Genomic DNA, 20,316 nt, shown 5'->3' on the forward strand with positions numbered 1-20,316 from the left:
AGTAAAAACAGAGACCATAAGTTGTTTGTTATTTTTAGTGGTATCTGTCAATACTATCTATCAGTACTACAAAAATGCCTCAGGTTGTTTAGCATAAGGACGTGCAACATCTTTGCTAATGGTTCCTTTACTTACCAAGTTCTTTAACGTTTGATCGAGGGTAATCATGCCATCGCCTGCACCTGTTTGGATGGCAGAGTACATTTGGGCGATTTTGTTCTCACGTATCAAGTTACGGATAGCAGGGGTGCCTATCATGATTTCATGGGCGGCTATACGTCCACCTGCTTGACGACGCAGCAATGTCTGTGAAATAACAGCTTGCAATGATTCTGACAACATAGCGCGGATCATGTCTTTTTCAGCAGCTGGGAATACGTCAATGACACGGTCAATCGTTTTAGCCGCTGAGCTGGTATGCAAGGTACCGAACACTAAGTGACCAGTTTCTGCTGCGGTCAACGCTAAGCGGATAGTCTCAAGGTCACGTAGCTCACCAACCAAAATAACATCGGGATCTTCACGTAGGGCAGAGCGCAATGCTGGCTCAAAACCCAAAGTATCACGGTGTACTTCACGCTGGTTAATCAAGCTTTTCTTAGATTGATGCACAAATTCAATCGGATCTTCGATAGTTAAAATATGCTCTTTTCGGCTCTCATTAATATAGTCAATCATCGCCGCAAGTGTTGTTGATTTACCTGAGCCTGTTGGGCCTGTGACCAATACCACACCACGCTTGAAGTCTGAAACGCGTCTAAAGACATCGCCCATACCTAAGTCTTCCATCGTTAATACTTTAGAAGGAATGGTACGGAATACAGCGCCTGCACCGCGGTTTTGATTAAAAGCGTTGACACGAAAACGTGCTAGATTAGGAATTTCAAAAGAAAAATCTGTTTCAAAGAACTCCTCAAAGTCAGCACGTTGCTTATCATTCATGATGTCATAAATAAGCTGATGTACAACCTGATGGGTCATCTCTGGCATATTGATACGTGTCATTTCACCATCGACACGTATCATTGCCGGCATACCCGCTGAAATATGTAAATCTGACGCCTTATGCTTAACCGTAAAGCGCAGCAAGTCTTCGATATTAAGATTATTTTTTTTCAGCCATAATTTGATATTCCTATCACTTAGTCTAGGTAAGACAAAACACTATAAAAGTACGTGGTAAACTATTTATCGATAGCCTTAGCATAATAAGAAATGATAAGAAGCTCGCCAGTATAGGTCTTTACCATCACTAACACATTCAGTAGCATATGTTAAAGCATGTAACAATATCATAACAAGACTGTGAGTATTTAACCATCTACTAAATTAAGAAAAACCAGAACTGTATCGTTTTAAAATAATTTTCATAGAAGTTATTTCTAATTTACTTTTAAAAATCGGATAGTTATGTTTTTTTTATAATAAAAATTGCAGAAAAAAATTTCAAAAAATTAATCAAGCAATAAGGGCAGAGCATGAAGGAAATGAATGGCAATATGAAGGAAATGAATGGCAATATTGATGAAGTGACACTTATCGATAATTGGCAACAAGTTAGTAAGCAGATGAAGCAAGCGTGTGATCATGCTGACAGACAGGCTGATAATGTTATGCTGCTGGCTGTTTCGAAAACGAAACCTGCGATATGATCGCAACTTTAGCAGCTCAAGGACAGCGCAATTTTGGTGAAAACTATCTACAAGAGGCCATCGAGAAAATTACTGAACTTAAAGCTCAGCCTGTAGGCAAGAGTATCGTTTGGCATTATATCGGTAGTATTCAACGTAATAAGACACGTGACATTGCAGAGCACTTTGATTGGGTGCAAACGGTTGAGCGCGATATCATCGCTAAACGGTTAAATGACCAACGACCAGCTGACCTGCCACCGTTGAATGTGTTGATTCAATTAAATATCGATAATGAAGATAGCAAGTCAGGATGCCTGCCAGCCCAGTTGCCAGAACTGATAACAGCGATCAAAGAGTATGAGCGTTTACAGCTACGAGGTTTGATGATTATTCCTGCTAAAGCAAATACGGATGCCTTTGCTCGAACTAAGCAGTTGTTTGAAGAGGTCAAAGCCGATTGTCCAGAATTAAATAATTGGGATACGCTTAGTATGGGTATGAGTGGCGATATGGCAGAAGCGATAGAAAACGGCACAACGATGGTACGTGTCGGCACCGCTATCTTTGGTCAACGTGCTTAAAACAATGTGAATAGGCTAGTTAAGCATTCTTTAACTAGCCAGTAAATTAAATGACATCTTCTAATTTGGTGACTAGCATCTGTGTGATTTTAAGATTATCAGTCGCAATAATCTCAAATCGATAATTGGCATACTCAATCGTGTCGGTCTTTTTAGGGATTTTTCGAAGCATATACATCATAAATCCACTGATAGTTTCGTAATTTTGACTGCGTGGTAAGTCGACGATATCTAATGCACGAATCACATCTTCGATAGGGGTCATGCCATCGATTAACCACGAATTGTCAGTGCGCTGGACGATAGGTTGTTCCTCGAGCGTTACCAACTCACCCATCACAATGCTCATCACGTCTTTTAAAGTGATAACACCAACGACTAGGGCATATTCATTCACGATGACCGCAAAATCAGCGCCAGTGGATTTAAACATCTCTAATACTTCAAACAAAGACAACGTATCAGGCACGAAAAGTGCTGGTTTCAATAAAGCCTTGTTTGTCAGGCTAACTTCTTGTTGGTTCAAAACCAAAGCCAAAAAGCTACGAGATTCCACATAACCAACGATATGTTCTAAATCATCATCATGGCAGACCAGAAATTTATTGTGTGGCTGCTCAATCATGATATTCACGACTTCTTCGGTACTTGTTTTGGTATCAAAGTAAACGATATTTTCTCGAGGATTCATCACTGAGGTGACGGTACGCTCTTGCATATCAAAGATGTTTTCGATCAAGTGATGCTCTTGCTTTTTCAGTACACCCGCTTCGGCACCAGCATCCATCACTGCATAAATATCTTCTGGTGTCATATCATCTTGACGTATGGTTGAGATGCCAAAAAGTTTAAACAGGATATTTGCAGCCCCATCGAACACCCATATAATGGGCTTTAGTATAAATATTAACAACATCATCGGGCGTACAAGCGTACCGCTATCGTCTCTGCATTTGACATGGCCAAACGCCTAGGCATTAGATCAGCAAGTAGTGAAAACAAACTCGTAATAAGTACAAACGATATGACTGATGCTATCGTTTCACTATTCAATAACTGCTCGAGATATGGACTGATGGCCGATTCACCCACGGCACCAGCTGAAATAGCGACTGCATTTAGCACTATTTGCACGACGGTGATAAAACTACCAGGGTGTTCCTGCATATTGAGGACATCAAGTGCGCGAACATCGCCTTCTTTTGCCATAATTTGGAGTTTAATCTTACGGCCTGCAGCGATGGCAATCTCAGCAGCAGAGACAAAGGTACTTAAGGCAAGCAATAAAAGAAGAAAAACACTAGCGGTTAGCAAACTCATGACGTACTCGAAAAAGGAATAAAGATAATTAAGGCAAATAGTTGGTGAAGCTGTGTGGAAAAGAATCGGGTTAGATGTAAAAGTTTTGGTGGATAAAAACCAAAAAAAGCTGGGCAAGCACCCAGCTAATAGTAAAAAAATTCGATATCTTGTAAAACTGGTGAACTAGCACCTCTCAACTTATAGATAGTAAAAGTTGAGAGGTATGTAGTAATTAACCTTTGATTGACCACTTATTAACCAATGGATAACGGCGCTCACGTCCGAAAGCTTTGTGGCTAATCTTTGTACCGATAGGAGATTGCAAGCGTTTGTATTCGCTATTGTCTACCATTTTGATGACTTTGGCGACCATCTCAGCATCGAAGCCTTTATCAATAATCTCTTGATAGCCCATGTCTTCATCGATATATGACGTCAAGATACCATCTAACACATCGTAGTCAGGCAAGCTGTCTTGATCTTTTTGATCTGGACGTAATTCAGCTGATGGCGGACGAGTAATAACGCGCTCAGGAATAACCGGCGTATCCTCTAAACGGTTACGATAGCTCGCCAATTTATAAACTTGAGACTTATATACGTCTTTTAGTACGTCAAAGCCACCAGCCATGTCGCCATATAGTGTCGAGTAACCCACTGCCAATTCTGACTTGTTACCAGTCGTGATAACCAAATGACCGAATTTATTGGACAAGGCCATCAAAATAACACCGCGAGCGCGCGCTTGGATATTTTCTTCGGTAGTGTCCGCTGGCGACTTATTGAATAACGGCGCTAGCGTATGACGGATGCCTTCGACAGCGTCAAAAATAGGGCAGACGGTGTAAGAAACATTTAAGCGACGTGCTTGGGCTTGAGCATCTTCTAGACTGATTTGAGAAGTGTATTCGTATGGCATCATGACTGCATATACCTTGTCAGCGCCCAGAGCATCAACAGCGATACAGAGCGTCAATGCTGAGTCAATACCACCTGACAACCCGACAATAATGCCAGAGAATCCTGAATGGTTGACATAGTCGCGTAGACCGACGACTAACGCTTGATACATTTCAGATTCACGGCTCAAGGTTAGAGGCGCTTTGGTCTGCTCGTTGAATTTAGCAGTTTTGACGTCTAACGTAGCCAGTAGCAACTGGTTCATAAAGCGCGGCGCTTCATGAGCAATGCTACCGTCAGCTTGTACAGCCATAGAGCCACCATCAAACACTAGATCGTCTTGCCCGCCCACTGCGTTGACATAGACGATAGGTAGCTTGTTTTCACGGCTACGCTTGGCTAGCATGGTTTTGCGATTGTCTTGCTTTTCAATCTCAAAAGGTGAGGCGTTTAAGCTTACGATTAAATCAGCACCTTGTTTTTTTAAGCTCAGAGATAGGACCTTTTTCCCATAAATCTTCACAGATAAGCAGACCAATAGTAATGCCTTTATAGTCAAATAAAACTTGATTGCGACCTTTGTCGAAGTAGCGACGCTCATCAAACACGCCATAATTTGGCAAAATTTGCTTATGATAAAAGCCTTTTTGATGACCATTATGTAGGATGGCAGCAGAGTTAAAAGTACCGTGATGATCGACATGCGGATAGCCGACAATCATGACGATATCATCGATATCACTCAAAGTAGACAAAGCGCTTTTGACGCGGCCAGACAAGCTTGGACGTAGCAATAAATCTTGTGGAGGGTAACCTAACAGAGCTAACTCTGGGAATACGATAACGTCAGCACCTTGTTCGCGTGCTTGTAATGCTAGGGTACGCATTTTTTTCGACATTGGTTGCGATATCACCGACCAAAAATGTGATTGAGCTAAAGCGAAAGTGACAGTATCTTGTGGTTTATTGGTCTTACTGGCTTCGTTTGAGGTATTAGAGTTGGGGTTATCAGTGTCTTTTGACATTGTTATTGTTCCTATCGATATATTATTAAAATTTGATGTGTCTGTATTGATTTCAAATAAAATCAAAGTAAATCCGAAATTAACTCAAAACTGCGCTCTGGCATATCAAGCTCAAATATTGAGCTGATATGCTGAGTCTAAATTTCGTATAAGCCTTTATAAAAGACTTATGATTTTGCTCAAGTAACTCACTCTAAGTGATAGCGACACCCTAAAATGAGAACTTATGATAGTCTAAAAGAAGACGATATAAGCAGGTGTTGAAATCTGGCTCAAAGGATTCGATGTCTGTACGATGATGTAAATAAACATGTGCAAATAAACTTAACTACACTGAAAAGCTTAAAATAATTGCTTTAGTATAACATCAATTGTCGCGACAAATAGAACGCACCAGTGGATTCCCTTATAAGATAACAGTTTAAAAGCTGAACATAAAAGCAGTTTTCAATACATCATTTTTACACACTAAATTCATGCATTATGCGCTAGTCATTATCGTCGCCATCTAGTAAGCTTGCATAGACAAAGTTGTAAGTAAAGATTACAACAACGCGTTATATAATTCACACGCTTTATTGCATAATAAAGTGTGCTAGCTGCATTTTTATTGTGTTATCTATGATAATAAATTGCTATGAATTCACGCTATGGAACTGAACACAGTCATACTATTTAACTGTTATATTACTTAATCTTCATGTGAACTTATAAGTCTGTAGCAATATAAGTCCGACGCAATGCTTTTTTGTATGATTCGCAACTCTCGCTAATGGATACGGCTTACAGACAGTGTCTAAGAGCTGATATTCATCACACATTTATAAACTCGCCAGCAAAACTATCGTTTGCTGTCCGCTTTTGGTTTATACGCTATGATTGAAAACTGGACAAAAGAATTTATTATTCAGCGCTTATTAGCAATTACGTTGCTAGTAGTGCTGTTCGTATTGTGTTTTCAAGTGGTGCAGTTTTTTATTGTACCAGCGCTGTGGGCAGCGATTTTGGCCTATGTGACTTTTCCTATTTATAATTTCTTCCATGAAAAGGTGAAGCTAAGCCAGATTTTAGTGCCGCTATTATGACGGTGAGCATTTCACTGATAATTGGCGTGCCAGTGGTTATCGGTGTGTTTATCTTGCAACAAGAAGCTTTGAGTTTAATCAGTAATTTGATTTACCGTATCAAGGTAGGTTACTTAGATGTGCCTGACTCCCTCAAAGATTTACCTATCATCGGTCAGCAAGTCAAAGACGTGCTGTGGCGTATCAACAAAAACCCAGAAGGGACGCTAGAAGCTTTTCGCATTTGGGTTCAGTCGCATTTATATTATGGCAAAATAGCCTTTGATGTGGTGTTCAGTAGTTTGGCCAAACTCGGTATGGCGTTAATGACGCTTTTCTTCTTTTACCGAGATGGCACCAGTCTGGTTCGGCAGATTCGTCAAGCGCTGCGTAACATCATCGGCAATCGCATCGACGGTTACATCGATTCTGTGGGTACAACCACACGTGCCGTAGTCTACGGTATTGGTTTAACAGCGTTGGCACAGGCGACACTGGCAGGTATCGGCTATTACTTCGCTGGTGCACCAAGTCCTATTTTATTGACCATTGTTACTTTTATTATTGCCTTGATTCCGTTTGGCACGCCATTCGTTTGGGGCGGGGTATCGATTTGGCTGTTGAGCCAAGGACATACTGCAGAGGGTATTGGATTGGCACTATGGGGTGTACTGGTAATTAGCTGGGTGGATAATTTGATTCGTCCTATCGTCATTAGCGGCGCGACCAAAATCCCTTTTATCATTATTTTTATTGGTGTATTAGGTGGTCTAACAGCGTTTGGTTTTGTTGGTTTGTTTATTGGGCCTGTCGTATTGGCTATCGGGCTTGCAGTATGGCGCGAGTGGATATCGCAGCATAAGAATGAGATATTTGCTCAGCAAGAGGTGATGCTTTCTGACTCTCGTGCGATAGATCCTGTGCACGAGCCAGAATAATGAGTCGCTAGCAAATACGATGTAAAAAATTATCGATAGAGATGATGAATAATGACAAATGAGAATATGGCAGATTTGACGAATAATAAGACCGATAAATTAAGTACAATTAAAAATATCACTATTTTAGCGGATAGCAACATCGCCAGTCTGAATGATTTTTTTAATGATGCTATGCTTGGTCAGCTGACTGAGCATACGGTTGAGATTATTACTGTCGCTGGTCGAGATATTGATGCAGCGCTACTTACCGAAGTACAGCCAGATGTGCTGCTGATACGCTCTGTGACGAAAGTAAATGAAGCGCTATTGGCTGACAATAACAGCGTGCAGTTTGTTGGGTCTGCGACTATTGGTACCGACCATGTAGATCAAGATTATCTAGCGTCTCGCAATATCACTTTTGCCAATGCGGCTGGTTGTAGCAAGCATTCTGTGGCTCAGTATGTGTTGACGGCTGTTTTTACTTTGTGTCCGCAGTATTGGCAGCAGTCGGCGTCATTAACCTTAGGTATCATTGGCCTTGGCAATATCGGCAGTACACTTGCTCAATATGCCTATGATCTGGGTTGGCAGGTGCTAGGTTATGATCCCCTGTTGCCAGCCTCTAAAACTAACAATGCTAGCTTGGAGCAGGTACTTAGCCAAAGTGACGTAGTTAGTCTGCATGTGCCTTTGACTAATGAGAAGAATGCGACGAATCTTAAAGGTAGTAATTATCCAACACGTCACCTTATCAACGCAGCTGCATTAGCAATGATGCCTGCCGATACGATGTTAATTAATAGTGCGCGCGGACCTGTAATCGAGGAAAGTGCGCTTGAAGCAGATATTGAGCGTACTGGACGTCAAGTGGTGCTAGATGTGTTTGAGCATGAGCCAGAAATTGCAGCAAGCTTATTATCCAAACTTGCTATTGCCACACCGCATATCGCTGGCTATACGCTAGAAGGTAAGCTGCGTGGCACACAAATCATTTATGATGCCTTGTGTGAAAAATTATCGATACCTCCAGCTCAATCTATGTCCAATCTGCTACCGCTAAATGTGTTCTTATGGTCTGAATTAAAATCGTATCCAGACAGACTGCCAAAGTTTTATGACATCATGCAAGATGATGACTTGTTGCGCAATAAAGCAGTTGATAGGCAAGTAAATGGTGCTGACTTCGACGGTCTGAGACGTGACTACCACCTGCGTCGTGAGTGGCAGTTTTAATTAAACAAGATACTGAGCAACCAATTATTCATCAGTCGCAGTAGAGCCCAATGACTCAAGCAAACAACATTTCTTCGCAGCTTATTACTTCTAATCCTAGCTACGCGCCAACCATGACACTTGCGATGGCACAACAGCGCGCGCAATTTATCAGTAATATTCGTCAGTTTTTTTACCAGTCGACAAGTGCTAGAAGTGCAAACACCGCTATTATCCCAAGCAGGCAATACAGACACTTTTTTTGCAGTCTGTAGCAGCTCATGTGACCTATCAGGACCGTCCACGCACTTATTATTTGCATACCTCGCCTGAATTTGCGATGAAGCGTTTATTGGCCAGCTGGCAAGTACCTATTTATCAGATTTGTCCTGTCTTCCGTGATAACGAAATAGGCACGCGTCATAATATTGAATTTACGATGCTTGAATGGTATCAACCGAATTATAGTCTGGACGAGATGGCAACTGAACTTAATGAGTTGTTAGAAACACTTTATGGTCATTCAATTGTGATGAGTCATTATCGCTATGTCGATGCCTTTATGGACTTCGTGGGCATCCATCCGTTGACAGCGAGTTTAACTGCATTGCAAGCCGTGGCAGAAGATATGTGTTTGACAGGATTTGATTTTAATAGTGCTGATGATAGCGAAGAAAACCGTCGCCAAAGCTGGTTGGATTTATTATTCAGTCATGCCGTAGAGCCAAATCTGGGCCATGATTTGCCAACATTGATTATAGAGTATCCACCTGCGACCGCTGCGTTAGCGAAGACCGCTATGGATAAAGACGGTAATAAAATTGCAAAACGTTTCGAGCTGTATATCAATGGCATTGAGATTGCCAATGCTTATGATGAGCTAGCAGATGGTCAAGCATTGCGAGACCGTTTTGAACAAGACAATCAATTACGCGCGCGTCATAATCTACCTCAAATGCCAGTTGATGAACATCTATTAGCTGCCTCCAATGATTTGATGCCATGTAGTGGTATCGCAGTCGGTATGGATAGATTGCTAATGGTGTTGACAGGTGCAAGCAGCTTGGAAAAAGTCATTCCTTTTCCCAGTGGGCAAGCATAATTGAAAGAGCGTCTTTAGATTAGTTGTAATCTAAATATATAATAAAAAGGTCGTTGCCGATTTACCAACTATATATTGGCGAATCGATAACGACCTTTTGTATTGGCTGCTTTTAAAATCTAGCGTCCACAACCAATTTTGCTACTGCTAAATTTATTTATACCGTAGAAACTGCTTCATTGATATCAATGTCACCATTGTGTAGGTTGAAGACTTTGCCTATGGTGTTATCTGCGGTTAGCACCGCGGCTAGCGTTGTCGCTACATCTTCGATGGCATTCTCACCAGAGCTGGTATCATTAATAGTGATTTTACCTGTACCGTCACGCTCTTTCAGTGCACCCGGCTGTACGATTGTATAGTCGAGTGAGCTATTATTCACGAGCCAATGATCAGCGTAATGCTTAGAGATATAGTAGTCTTTTAGATCTGCAATGTTAGGGTTGTTATCCCATTTCTCAGTTTCTAGCGAAAAGACAGAGCTAAGCATAATATAGCGTTTGATACCTTTGTCTTGCGCGGCTTGCATGGTTTTTACTGCACCGTGTAAGTCGACCTCTAATACATCTTTACCACCAGATCCTGCAACAAAATAGACAGCATCAATATCTTGATCCAGTTGTTTCTCGATAGACTCTTTGCTGGCGGTAATATCCAAATCTAGCTGAGTATAGCTGTCATTGTCAAACAGCTTTTTTTCTTGGCGAGTCGTACCAATTACTTGGTGTTCGTCAGCTAATAATTGCTTAACCAATTCACCACCGACACGGCCACTGGCACCAACGACTAAAATTTTCATAACCATTCCTATTCTTATTTAAATGCTATTGTTTAAGTTATTCAGTAAGTTTATTTATCTTAAAAACCAAATATAGAGTAACAAAGATAGGTAGCACGCTTCGTTATAAAGCGTGCTGATTGAATAGTGTTTGGTTATAGAGTGTATACCGTTTGCAAGGAAGCAAACGTTGGCTAAATAATGTTACTTAATAGAAGACATGATGGGTAGGCGTCAGATAGAACCATAAAAGGCATTAACGAACCAAGCGATTAAGCCCATCAGCAAAGGCTTTTTTTATCTCGATCACCGTAGGGTTTTTGTCCGCTCATTTCCTGTAACTCTAGGACACCAGTACCGCGCATAGTATCCATAAAGTCGCGCATATTGAGCTTTTGCTTGATGTTGTTCTTATCATAGACCACGCCGCGCGTCGTCAGTACCATACCACCTTTATCCAAAATGTCATTGGCTAAAGGGATATCGCTAGTGATAGCCAAGTCACCAGCCTGTATCTGCTCGACGATATAATCATCCGCTTTGTCGAAACCTGACGGTACGACAGTCATAACAAGTAGGGGCGACTTGCGTAGCTTGATCGGCTGATTGGCCACAAATATAGTCATGGTCTTGGTACGTTCAGCCGTTTTAATAATCAAATCTTTGGCAATCAATGGCACCGAGTCTGCGTCCACCCAAATCTGCATTATTTTTTTAGCCTTCTCAGATTTTGATGGAGGAGTATTCAGGCTGCCTGTTTGGCTATCTTTAGTGTCTAGTTCATCAGCTGTGGCATCATTTTGAACACTGTTCTGAGCACTGTTTTTAGGATTACTCTTAGTATCCACATCTGCTTTACTAGGCTGAGTATCTACAATTGCATACTCTTTATCTAGGCCAACCTTGTTTGGCAAGATAGCAACCAATTTTGCCATAGCAGGCTCTAAATCAGTCACGTCATTAGGCATCAGGGTTATATGAGCAATCTTACGATCGTCACGCTCAGCCTTATGATAGCTATGATAATGAGCGCCATCGATATTTAGCACTGCACTGATATCGGGATATTGACCCAGTACATTCACCATAATTGCAGGATGGACGTTATCTGTATCGCCTAATGGCAAGTTGACTACGGCACGGATATGATTTTCAAACTGGCTGGTGATAGCGCCTTCGATACTCCAGTGTCCAGAGTTGTGGACTCGTGGTGCGATCTCATTCGCCAGTATCGCATTATGACCGCGAGCATCTTTAGTGACGAACAATTCAAGCGCCATAACGCCAACATAGTCCAAATGGTTCATGACTTTAGTAATAGCATCGGTTGCTTGCTGGAACAGGTGACTCGTGCCAACAGCAGGGGCTTGAGTTTTGGCCAATATACCGTTGTGATGATGGTTTTCGACCAAATCGTAACAGCGTACCTGACCGTTTTGCGCTCTTGCTGCAATGATAGAGACTTCACGGCTAAAGTTAATAAAACCTTCAGCAATTAACGGCGCAGGTGTTGGCGTGAGTGAGCCTTTACCATTGACAGCGTCTTTTAGATCTAGCCAAGCAGTTTTAATATCACTGTCCTGCTTGATGACGAACTGTCCTTTGCCATCGTAACCACCTCGGCTGGTCTTCAGAACGATAGGCAGGCCTAATTCTTTACAAGCGTGCTTGAGCTCAGCTTCAGAATTTACTTCCATAAATGGCACGGTTGCAATATCAAGCGTGTTGAACATCTGCTTTTCTTTTAGACGATCTTGAGCGATATCAAGCGCAATCAATGGTGGAAACATGCCTTGCTTGCTGCCAGATTTCGACAAGCTAACCAGCTGTTCGACCGTAGACGTTGGCGTGTTTTCAAACTCTAAGGTAAAGACATCCGCTGCTGCGATAAAGTCTTCTAATTGATCGCTATGAAAGACCCGACCGTATAAGCTGGCAGGGCATTCTGGATTATCTTCTAAGAATACACATTGGTAACCCAATGGCATGGCGGCTTCGGCAAGCATCATACCAAGCTGACCACCGCCTAAAATACCGATGGTACGAATGGTTTGGGTAACAGGATAAGCGTTTGCTGTAGTCATGGCAGGCTCTTTGAATAAAAGTGAATAAGGTGTTTGGGCTATGAAAATCTAAAACTCAATGGGTGAAAATAGGAAAAGGTGCACTGTATGCACCTTATCTCTACTCAGAATTGCTTAAAAGTATATATTGATAGCTTCAATCGTTAAGCCTTCAATCTAAAAGACGCTGCTATAAGAGCTGATCGATTTATATTTACCTAAGGATTGATAATACCTGGTGTTGGGCTAGCGAGAATGGTCTCAGTCTGAGACTGGCGCATCTGATCGAGCTTAGTAGCAATCGTATCATCATGCAATGCCAATACTTGAATTGCAAGTAGGGCAGCGTTATAAGCACCAGCAGCACCAATCGCCAAAGTACCAACAGCGACGCCTTTTGGCATTTGTACGATAGACAGTAGACTATCCCAACCGCTCAGCATAGATGACTTTACAGGGACACCAAAAACAGGTAGCGGCGTTTGACTGGCACACATACCTGGCAGATGAGCGGCACCGCCTGCACCAGCGATGATCACTTGTAGACCATTATCTTTTGCACTTTTGGCATAATCAAATAATCTGTCAGGCGTACGGTGTGCAGAGACAACTTCACAATCAAAAGCAATGTCAAAGTCTGCAAGCAATTGCGCAGCAGCACTCATAGTTGCCCAGTCAGACTGCGAACCCATGATAATGCCGACTTTTGGCTGACCAGCAGGAGAGGTAATTGGACCGTTCTGGTTAGCAGCAGTATTCGTGGTGCTCATGATTGGATATCCTCAAAAAGACCATCATACAAAAATTTTGCTACACTCGTAAAGCCAAGTTTGACTTTTAATACTGGTATGGCGTTAATTGCAGTGATATCACGATTTTATGTTTGCTTTTCATCGTGATAATGCTGAACAAAATGCTTGGCCGTCAATGGTAATGGTTGTTCGGTATCTAACTGGTAGCAGGTCAAATAACCGCTATCCACTGCTGCAGAGTAGTCGGTACAGGCAACTTGTGGACTGAGTGGCTCAGGGGTACCAGTGAGCCAATAATGCCCGACGAACACAGGTTTATGAGTTTTTAGCGCAAATTCTATATTTTCAGCCAGCGCATCAAGTGGTATCTGCGCCAACGCGGACGATGGAGCACGAGACACTTCACGAAGTGTGCGTGTATTTAACTCATCTAGCCACCAGCGTACTCGTACTCGTGTACGCTCAGTACCTTCTTTATCTACCATCACAATGCCATCAGGTAAGCTTGTTTCAACCCCTTTTAGTACTCGCTCTAAAGCGTCAAAGGCGATGGTATCTTCTTTAGCCGTCGCGATTAAACCTGCTGGAGTCAGACAGTTATCGTCAGTCAGAAGGGGTTTTAGTATTGCCATGCTATCTGTATCCCAGCAAGCATGTACAAAACAGGCGTAGTCGGTCTCAATCCATAATGGAATTTCGTATAAACGCTGCAACCAGTACTCATGTTGCTCTGAGCCAAATGGTATCTCTGCTAAAAACGCCTCGTGTTGGCGTCTGTGGATGTCGTTGTGCGAGCGTAAATACTGGCTAGTATTATCGGGATCGCGCGTGGCATATGCCAATGCATTATATTCATGGTTGCCCATCACTGCATCGGCTACATCGGCATCTAGCATTGCAAAGACAATCTCTAACGTGGCTAATTGCTGCGAACCACGATCGATCAAATCGCCGATAAACAACGCCCTGTGACCTGTTGGTGGCACGAAATGCTGACCGTTATGCTCATAGCCCAACTGATGCAGCAGACCGATCAGTTTGTCTGCATAACCATGTATATCACCGATAATATCTATAATCATAATGTATTACTAAATCTCAAATGTAGAAGTGTACCCTGCGCAAAATAGAGTTTATAAAGTATAACTGTGTTTAAAGTGATAGCTTTACTATACGTAAAAATGTCTAAAATCCCGGTGATAGCAACGCATTGATAAAATGCGGTAGTACTTTTGGTTCCAAAACAATTGTGGCGATAACGCCAAATGCGCCGCCCCACATATGAGCCATGTGATTGATATTTGAGCCACCGCGTCGATCCGCATAGATACTATAAAATATATAAGCCACGGCAAATAGTATCGCAGGAATAGGAATCACGGCAAAGAGGTAAATTCTCTCCCATGGTGCTAACAGAATAAAAGCAAACAGCACAGCTGATACGCCGCCTGATGCGCCTAGACTCAAATAACTGGCGTTGTTCTTATTTTTCACGTAACTTGGAATCATGGCAACGATAATTGCCAACACATAAAAGACTACAAAACCGTAGCCAAATAAAAACGGCTGATATAGTCCTTCAATAGCACGCCCAAAGAAATACAAAGTAAACATATTGAAGAGCAAATGCATACTATCAGCATGAATAAAGCCGTGGGTCACAAAACGATCCCATTGCCCATTGTTGACTGCTGGCGGATAAAAAATCAATCGATTAAATAGCGTCTTGTTTTGCCAAGCCAATAAGCTGACAATAACGGTAATAATGATAATAAGCGTCGTATGGTTTAACAAAGGAAAATCCTTAGGCCGTGCCTGATATGTGACAATGTTACAAATGACAAGCTACAAATGACAATATTCAAAGCCTAAGCGTTACGGCTGATTAAAAAGTAAGTTTGACGTCTGATCCGTATTAAGTACTAACCATTAGCAATAGACTAATACTAACAGCAGTTGCGATAACGCGAATACCTATTGTGTGACAAAACGATGCTTTTTTATGCGGTTATAGTGAATAATGTAGCAGTGTACCATGCAACATAAGTGAAACTTTTAAAGCAAGGTTAAAGACGAGAGTATTGTTCATTCATCCGCGCTGAGATTAATCTTTTAGACAAAGAAGCAACGTACACAAGTGACATGGATAAAAATAAAATAAGTGCTCAATTTTGCACATTCAAATAAGGCTGATAGAGGCAGTGGAATATGAACATTATTGACCAGCTAGAACAAACGGTAACCCCAGCTGTAATGGGTAATGATGACAGCAATAATGTCGCCTATGTCAGTCTACTTGAGCAGTTTTATGCTGTTTTGGCTGCGCGCCTAGCTGTGCCACAAATTTACTCACAGTTGCTGCGTACTGATCAAGTAATGACTAGCACTAATAATGAAAGCCCTTTATTTGAACAAATATGGCAAGATAAAAGTCTGCAAGAGACTATCGTCCAAGAGTTGTCAGCCACTCATCACATTGATGAGCAGACAACTGAGCAATTACTAATTAGTGCCGCGCCGTTGGCATATCGTGAACTAAAAGTATTGGCCAATGGGCAGTTTTTGCCAGCATTTTTACAAGAAAAGCAGGCTGCTTTACGTCCATATTTACCTATCTGGGCAGCCGCTGTGATTACTGCTACTCAAAGCGTTAGTCAGCAAATACAAAAAAGCTTTGGTTCAGATGATGACCATGTGCCAGTAAGTGACGACATATCGAATAGACTTGACGACGCTACTTTAGATACTGGCATAGTCGCACCAATAACAAATAATGATGTAGAAAGCATAGAGCAAATATCAACTGCTGAGCGCGCAGACACTGAAGCCCTAGATGACAATACGATGGCCAATAGCGATGCTATTCATGCCAATCCAGCAGCCTACCATTTGGCAGAAAACAGTAACTTAAAGCGTGCGCAGGTGCGTACTCGCAATCAACGAAACGATCTACTAATACGTGTATTTTTATTAATAGTAGCTCTAGCTGCGCTTGCACTAGCAGCATGGGCATTATTAGTGAAACCCAATAATGAAATACCAGTAGAACCTGTGGCCACAGCACCTGTTGAACCACCACCAGCGCCCGTACCTCCTGTACCAACAATGACTCCTGTTGAGCTTATTGTCGGTGTAGACAACGGCGGTAACTTGTACACTTGTAGCGCGACCGTTGGCGATGCTGCACTGCAAAGCACGTTGCAACAAGCACTCAACACAAGCTTTGGCGAGCAGGCAAGTATTTGTGAATTGAACATACAGGATGGGGTAGCAACCACAATCGCTAATATGCCTGCGGAGATACTACCCAATGTCTTGACGATGCTTAGATCAACACCATTTGCACGTTTGCATGTGCAAAACGATCGTCTCATACTGGAGGCTCCAGACAATATGCTACTGCAAAAACTGGTCATAGAAGTACGCAACTTAGTACCAGCGATGGTGGTCGAGAGTACAGCACCATTACCGTTGCCTGATAATAGCAATATTGGTGATGCTACGAACAACATGGCAAACGCAAATAACCAGTTTGTAGATGATGGGGCGGGGATTAATAACCAATTCAATAATAATGGGGTAAATAGTAACTCTGGCGAATACCAAGCATCGGATGATGATACTGGAGATCGTGTGATACCAACTCCTTTGCCTAACAATAATAGCTTTAATAATGCGCCCAACAATCTGCCTACTAATGGCGCGAGCAATATTCCCAACAACTTTCCTTCGAATAATCAAACGACTAGACCGCCAGGCCCTTTTTCACCTTCAGAAGTGGATGAGATGGCAAACACGGTTATCGTTGCTGAACCAGCTCAAGTTAGGTAGTTTTTATAAGGCACGCTGTGTCATAGGGTGTGTCTTTTTATACGGCCTATCTTTTCATGTAACTTGGCTACAGTTACGTGTGCCAACCGAAACATTACTTACTGTATCATTTGCACAACAACGTACAGACTGTGAATAGCAGCTTAAGAATTTTATAATAATCAAAACCAAATAAAGTAGTTTGATGGATTTATCGCTACCATGATTATCTAATACTATAACGATTGAATACAAAAGAATGATATAGCTGCTTTTTGAGCAAACGAATGATATAAATAAAAATTAAGGGGAGAGCCATATTATGGATATTATTAGCCATTTGACACGCACCGTCAGTCCAGCCGTATTGGAAGATGACCGTAGCCCAGCTAAGAAAAATCTACTAGAACAGTTTTATGCTATTTTTGCTGCTCGTCTTGCAGACAACGATACTTTTAATCGCTTTGCTAATGAAAACATTGCCCGTGATGACAACGCTTTTTATGACCGTGTATGGACAGAAGGAGCACACCGCGACCAAATCTCTCGCGAATTGGCAGGCAAACATAATGTCGATGCGACTGCTTCACGTGGTCTGATTGCGATGGCAGCGCCACTGGCTTTTCATGAGATCAAAAGCTTAGCTGGTACCACACCTGTTCCACAATTTTTGAATGACAACCTGAACAGTTATCAGCATCATATCCCTGCATGGGCGGTACTGTTTTACCTGCTAGTGCAGTCGCTGCCACTTCTACTACAGCTGGCACACCGATTTCTGATACCACCAGTACAGCGCCATTACAAAGAGAAGAAGAGCCAAAAGAGAACTTTATGAAAGCGCTGCTACCTATTATTGGTTGATTATCTAGGTGCATTGGCTTGGGCACTACTCAGAGGCTGTCAAGAAAACCCCGAGCCTGTAGCAACACCAGCAGCCACAGTACAGCAAGGGGTACAAGGTAATGAGGCACTAGCGGTTGCCGGCGCGATTGAGCTGCATCACTGAGCATCGCAACTGGTGAAAATAGCGAGCTGTATGCTTGTCGTATGAGCGTAGGTGATGAGACATTACAAACCAATGTTATGAATGCTTTGACTGGTGCATTTGGTGACGAAGCCAATAAATGTCGCGCTGATGTTGATGATAATTTTGCAGTAGATATGCCAGCATCTGCTCAGTTGGCAATGATATTACCAATTATCAAAAATGTACCGAATGCGAGCATGATTATCAAAGGCGATAACATTACTGTCAATGCTCCTGATAAAGCCGCGTTGGACAAATTGGTTGCTGATTTACAAGCAGCTGCTCCTGCTATGACCGTGCAAGCTGAAGGTCCATTAGATTTACAAGGCGAGATTGATGACAGTCTGGCTGCTGCAGATGTGGCGATGACCAATCTAGGTGAAAACCCAGATCCACGTGATGTTGCTCGCGCTTTGAGTATTCAGGTGATTAATTTCCAAGTAGATGAAGCGGTTATACCTGAAGTCAATAAAGCACTGTTAGACCGTGCTGCAGAAATCATCAATAACGTACCTGATATGAAGCTGATGATTGTCGGTCATACGGACAGTCAAGCCTCTGATACCTATAATATGGAGCTGTCTCAGGAGCGTGCTGAGTCAGTGAAAGCATATCTAGTGTCTAAGGGAGTTGATGCCAGTAAATTAGCTACCAAAGGCATGGGCGAATCAGAACCAATCGCAGATAATTCAACCGAACAAGGTCGCTTCCGCAATCGCCGTATTGAATTTATGGTCAATGACGAGGTTGTTAGTGCAAACGATGGCATGATAATAAACGGTGATTCGCTAGATCCAGATATGAACCCATTAGATAGTAACAATGATGATTTGTTACCAGATGGCGATGACGCTACCCAAGGTACTGCGGTAGACCCAACCAATTAATCTATTTGTTCTTATTTTGATTATAGTAGCCAAATGATAAAAACCGCATCTTATAAAGGTGCGGTTTTTTTGTATGCTGCTCGATGATAGTTAAGTAAGCTATTATTTATACAGAGTAGGGTCTGTTGATTCTTTAGCAGTCTGAGCATCAGCTTGGGCATTAAAAAAAGTCTGAGTAACATTTTGCTTGGCTTGCTGCCAGTATTCAAACTTATGGCAAGTAGATTCAAGATCGCCTTGCCATGTCGGAATGTTGCCACGCATGGTTTTGATACGCTGCTGGTTAGGGTAAGGCAGATCTTGCGCAGCTTTAGCTGCCTCATGAGCAGCCACACGGTCGTTGCATACGAGAGCAATATCACAACCGGCATCAATGGCCGCTTTTACGCGAGCACTGACATCACCAGCCGCCTTTGCACCTGCCATCGATAAATCATCAGAGAATAATACCCCATCAAATTTAAGCTCATCTCGAATGATATCTTGTAGCCAAATTTTGGAGAAACCTGCTGGCTTGTCGTCTACCTGCGAAAATATCACATGGGCTGGCATAAGAGCGTCTAGACTATGTAGTGTTTGAGCAAAAGGTTGCATGTCGCTACTGATAATCTCATCTAAGCTACGCGTATCGATGGCTTCTGATACGTGCGAGTCAGGAGCAATGGCACCATGACCGGGGAAATGTTTACCAGTGGTTGCCATACCAGCCGCTTTCATTCCGCGCATAAACTGTGTTGCAAGCGCAGTGATGGCTTGCGTATCATGATGAAAGCTGCGATCACCGATGACTTGGCTAATACCATCTCTATCCAGTACGGGTGCAAAGCTCAAATCGATTCCTACAGCCAGCACTTCAGCTGCCATTAGATAACCGCAATCGTAGGCGCAGCTAAGTGCTTGATTTGGGTCTTGATTGAATAGCTCACCCAATCGACCCATAGCAGGTAAGGGCGTGAAACCTTCACGTAGCCTTGCGACTCGTCCCCCTTCTTGGTCCACACCGATAAGTATGTCTTGATTGTGATAACGTATATCGTCGCATAGTGCTCTGACTTGGGCTGCATCTGTGACGTTACGACCAAACAGTATTACTCCGCCAACCTGTGCTTGTTTAATCAAGCTGACATCTTCAGCGGTCAAAGCGGTACTATCGATATCTATCATTAAAACGCCGTACATCGCGTGATCCTTATTATTTTATATATGGTTGTATTATGAGGTTGACTGATGATATATCTGTGGCTGTCTTATCA

The 20,316-nt window shown here is 42.4% G+C and carries 11 protein-coding genes and 7 pseudogenes; 8 read left to right on the forward strand and 10 right to left on the reverse strand.

From position 1 onward, the window contains the following. Window positions 1–66: 66 nt before the first annotated feature. Window positions 67–1,119 carry a type IV pilus twitching motility protein PilT gene (locus tag TT11_RS08145; RefSeq protein ID WP_261870047.1) on the reverse strand — a complete coding sequence of 351 codons (1,053 nt, stop codon included), beginning with the start codon at window positions 1,117–1,119 and terminating at the stop codon, window positions 67–69. Between the two features lie 389 nt (window positions 1,120–1,508). Between TT11_RS08145 and TT11_RS08150 the strand changes: the two are divergent. Continuing rightward, window positions 1,509–2,215 (forward strand): annotated as a pseudogene (locus TT11_RS08150) (YggS family pyridoxal phosphate-dependent enzyme). A gap of 46 nt (window positions 2,216–2,261) precedes the next feature. On the opposite strand, the pseudogene TT11_RS08155 reads toward TT11_RS08150, so the two are convergent. Both TT11_RS08155 and TT11_RS08160 read right to left on the reverse strand, forming a co-directional pair. Next, window positions 2,262–3,535, reverse strand: a pseudogene (locus TT11_RS08155) (hemolysin family protein). Between the two features lie 214 nt (window positions 3,536–3,749). Continuing rightward, window positions 3,750–5,316 (reverse strand): annotated as a pseudogene (locus tag TT11_RS08160) (NAD+ synthase). A 1,001-nt stretch (window positions 5,317–6,317) separates the two neighbouring features. Here TT11_RS08160 and TT11_RS08165 point away from each other — a divergent pair. The 3 genes and pseudogenes from TT11_RS08165 (at window position 6,318) to epmA (ending at window position 9,743) form a co-directional block, all read left to right on the forward strand. After that, window positions 6,318–7,444, forward strand: a pseudogene (locus TT11_RS08165) (AI-2E family transporter). Window positions 7,445–7,552: 108 nt separating this feature from the next. Further along, window positions 7,553–8,662: a 4-phosphoerythronate dehydrogenase gene (locus TT11_RS08170; protein WP_261870048.1), complete on the forward strand. Its 1,110-nt coding sequence runs from the start codon at window positions 7,553–7,555 to the stop codon at window positions 8,660–8,662. A gap of 50 nt (window positions 8,663–8,712) precedes the next feature. Next, window positions 8,713–9,743 (forward strand): annotated as a pseudogene (gene epmA / locus TT11_RS08175) (EF-P lysine aminoacylase EpmA). A gap of 157 nt (window positions 9,744–9,900) precedes the next feature. Here the strand turns inward: epmA and TT11_RS08180 are convergent. The 6 genes and pseudogenes from TT11_RS08180 to TT11_RS08205 all read right to left on the reverse strand — a co-directional run bounded on the left by TT11_RS08180 (window position 9,901) and on the right by TT11_RS08205 (window position 15,130). Next, window positions 9,901–10,542: an SDR family oxidoreductase gene (locus tag TT11_RS08180; protein WP_261869972.1), complete on the reverse strand. Its 642-nt coding sequence runs from the start codon at window positions 10,540–10,542 to the stop codon at window positions 9,901–9,903. A gap of 235 nt (window positions 10,543–10,777) precedes the next feature. Continuing rightward, a pseudogene (locus tag TT11_RS08185) lies at window positions 10,778–11,228 on the reverse strand (DUF188 domain-containing protein). A 176-nt stretch (window positions 11,229–11,404) separates the two neighbouring features. Beyond that, window positions 11,405–12,605: pseudogene (locus TT11_RS08190) on the reverse strand (5-(carboxyamino)imidazole ribonucleotide synthase); the annotation flags it as partial. A 197-nt stretch (window positions 12,606–12,802) separates the two neighbouring features. Beyond that, window positions 12,803–13,354: a 5-(carboxyamino)imidazole ribonucleotide mutase gene (gene purE, locus TT11_RS08195; protein ID WP_082624535.1), complete on the reverse strand. Its 552-nt coding sequence runs from the start codon at window positions 13,352–13,354 to the stop codon at window positions 12,803–12,805. 107 nt (window positions 13,355–13,461) lie between these two features. Beyond that, on the reverse strand, window positions 13,462–14,418 hold the full coding sequence (locus TT11_RS08200) for a metallophosphoesterase (protein WP_261869975.1): 957 nt from the start codon (window positions 14,416–14,418) through the stop codon (window positions 13,462–13,464). 103 nt (window positions 14,419–14,521) lie between these two features. Then, the gene (locus TT11_RS08205; protein WP_165598370.1) at window positions 14,522–15,130 is read right to left on the reverse strand and encodes a rhomboid family intramembrane serine protease; all 609 of its coding nucleotides are present in this window, start codon (window positions 15,128–15,130) and stop codon (window positions 14,522–14,524) included. 414 nt (window positions 15,131–15,544) lie between these two features. On the opposite strand from TT11_RS08205, the gene TT11_RS08210 reads away from it, so the two are divergent. The 4 genes from TT11_RS08210 to TT11_RS08225 all read left to right on the forward strand — a co-directional run bounded on the left by TT11_RS08210 (window position 15,545) and on the right by TT11_RS08225 (window position 19,063). Next, the gene (locus TT11_RS08210; RefSeq protein WP_261869979.1) at window positions 15,545–17,167 is read left to right on the forward strand and encodes a hypothetical protein; all 1,623 of its coding nucleotides are present in this window, start codon (window positions 15,545–15,547) and stop codon (window positions 17,165–17,167) included. 301 nt (window positions 17,168–17,468) lie between these two features. Then, window positions 17,469–17,984, forward strand: coding sequence for a hypothetical protein (locus tag TT11_RS08215; RefSeq protein ID WP_261869981.1), 516 nt, complete (start codon window positions 17,469–17,471; stop codon window positions 17,982–17,984). Window positions 17,985–18,002: 18 nt separating this feature from the next. After that, window positions 18,003–18,155, forward strand: coding sequence for a hypothetical protein (locus TT11_RS08220; RefSeq protein ID WP_261869983.1), 153 nt, complete (start codon window positions 18,003–18,005; stop codon window positions 18,153–18,155). 41 nt (window positions 18,156–18,196) lie between these two features. After that, window positions 18,197–19,063, forward strand: a complete 867-nt coding sequence (locus TT11_RS08225; protein ID WP_261869984.1) for an OmpA family protein — start codon at window positions 18,197–18,199, stop codon at window positions 19,061–19,063. Between the two features lie 102 nt (window positions 19,064–19,165). On the opposite strand, the gene nagZ is transcribed toward TT11_RS08225, so the two are convergent. Then, window positions 19,166–20,242 (reverse strand): beta-N-acetylhexosaminidase, encoded by a 1,077-nt coding sequence (gene nagZ, locus TT11_RS08230; RefSeq protein ID WP_261869985.1) that lies wholly within the window; start codon window positions 20,240–20,242, stop codon window positions 19,166–19,168. Window positions 20,243–20,316 lie beyond the last annotated feature (74 nt).

Origin of the sequence: Psychrobacter sp. JCM 18901 (assembly GCF_000586435.1) — a bacterium.
Taxonomy (GTDB): domain Bacteria; phylum Pseudomonadota; class Gammaproteobacteria; order Pseudomonadales; family Moraxellaceae; genus Psychrobacter.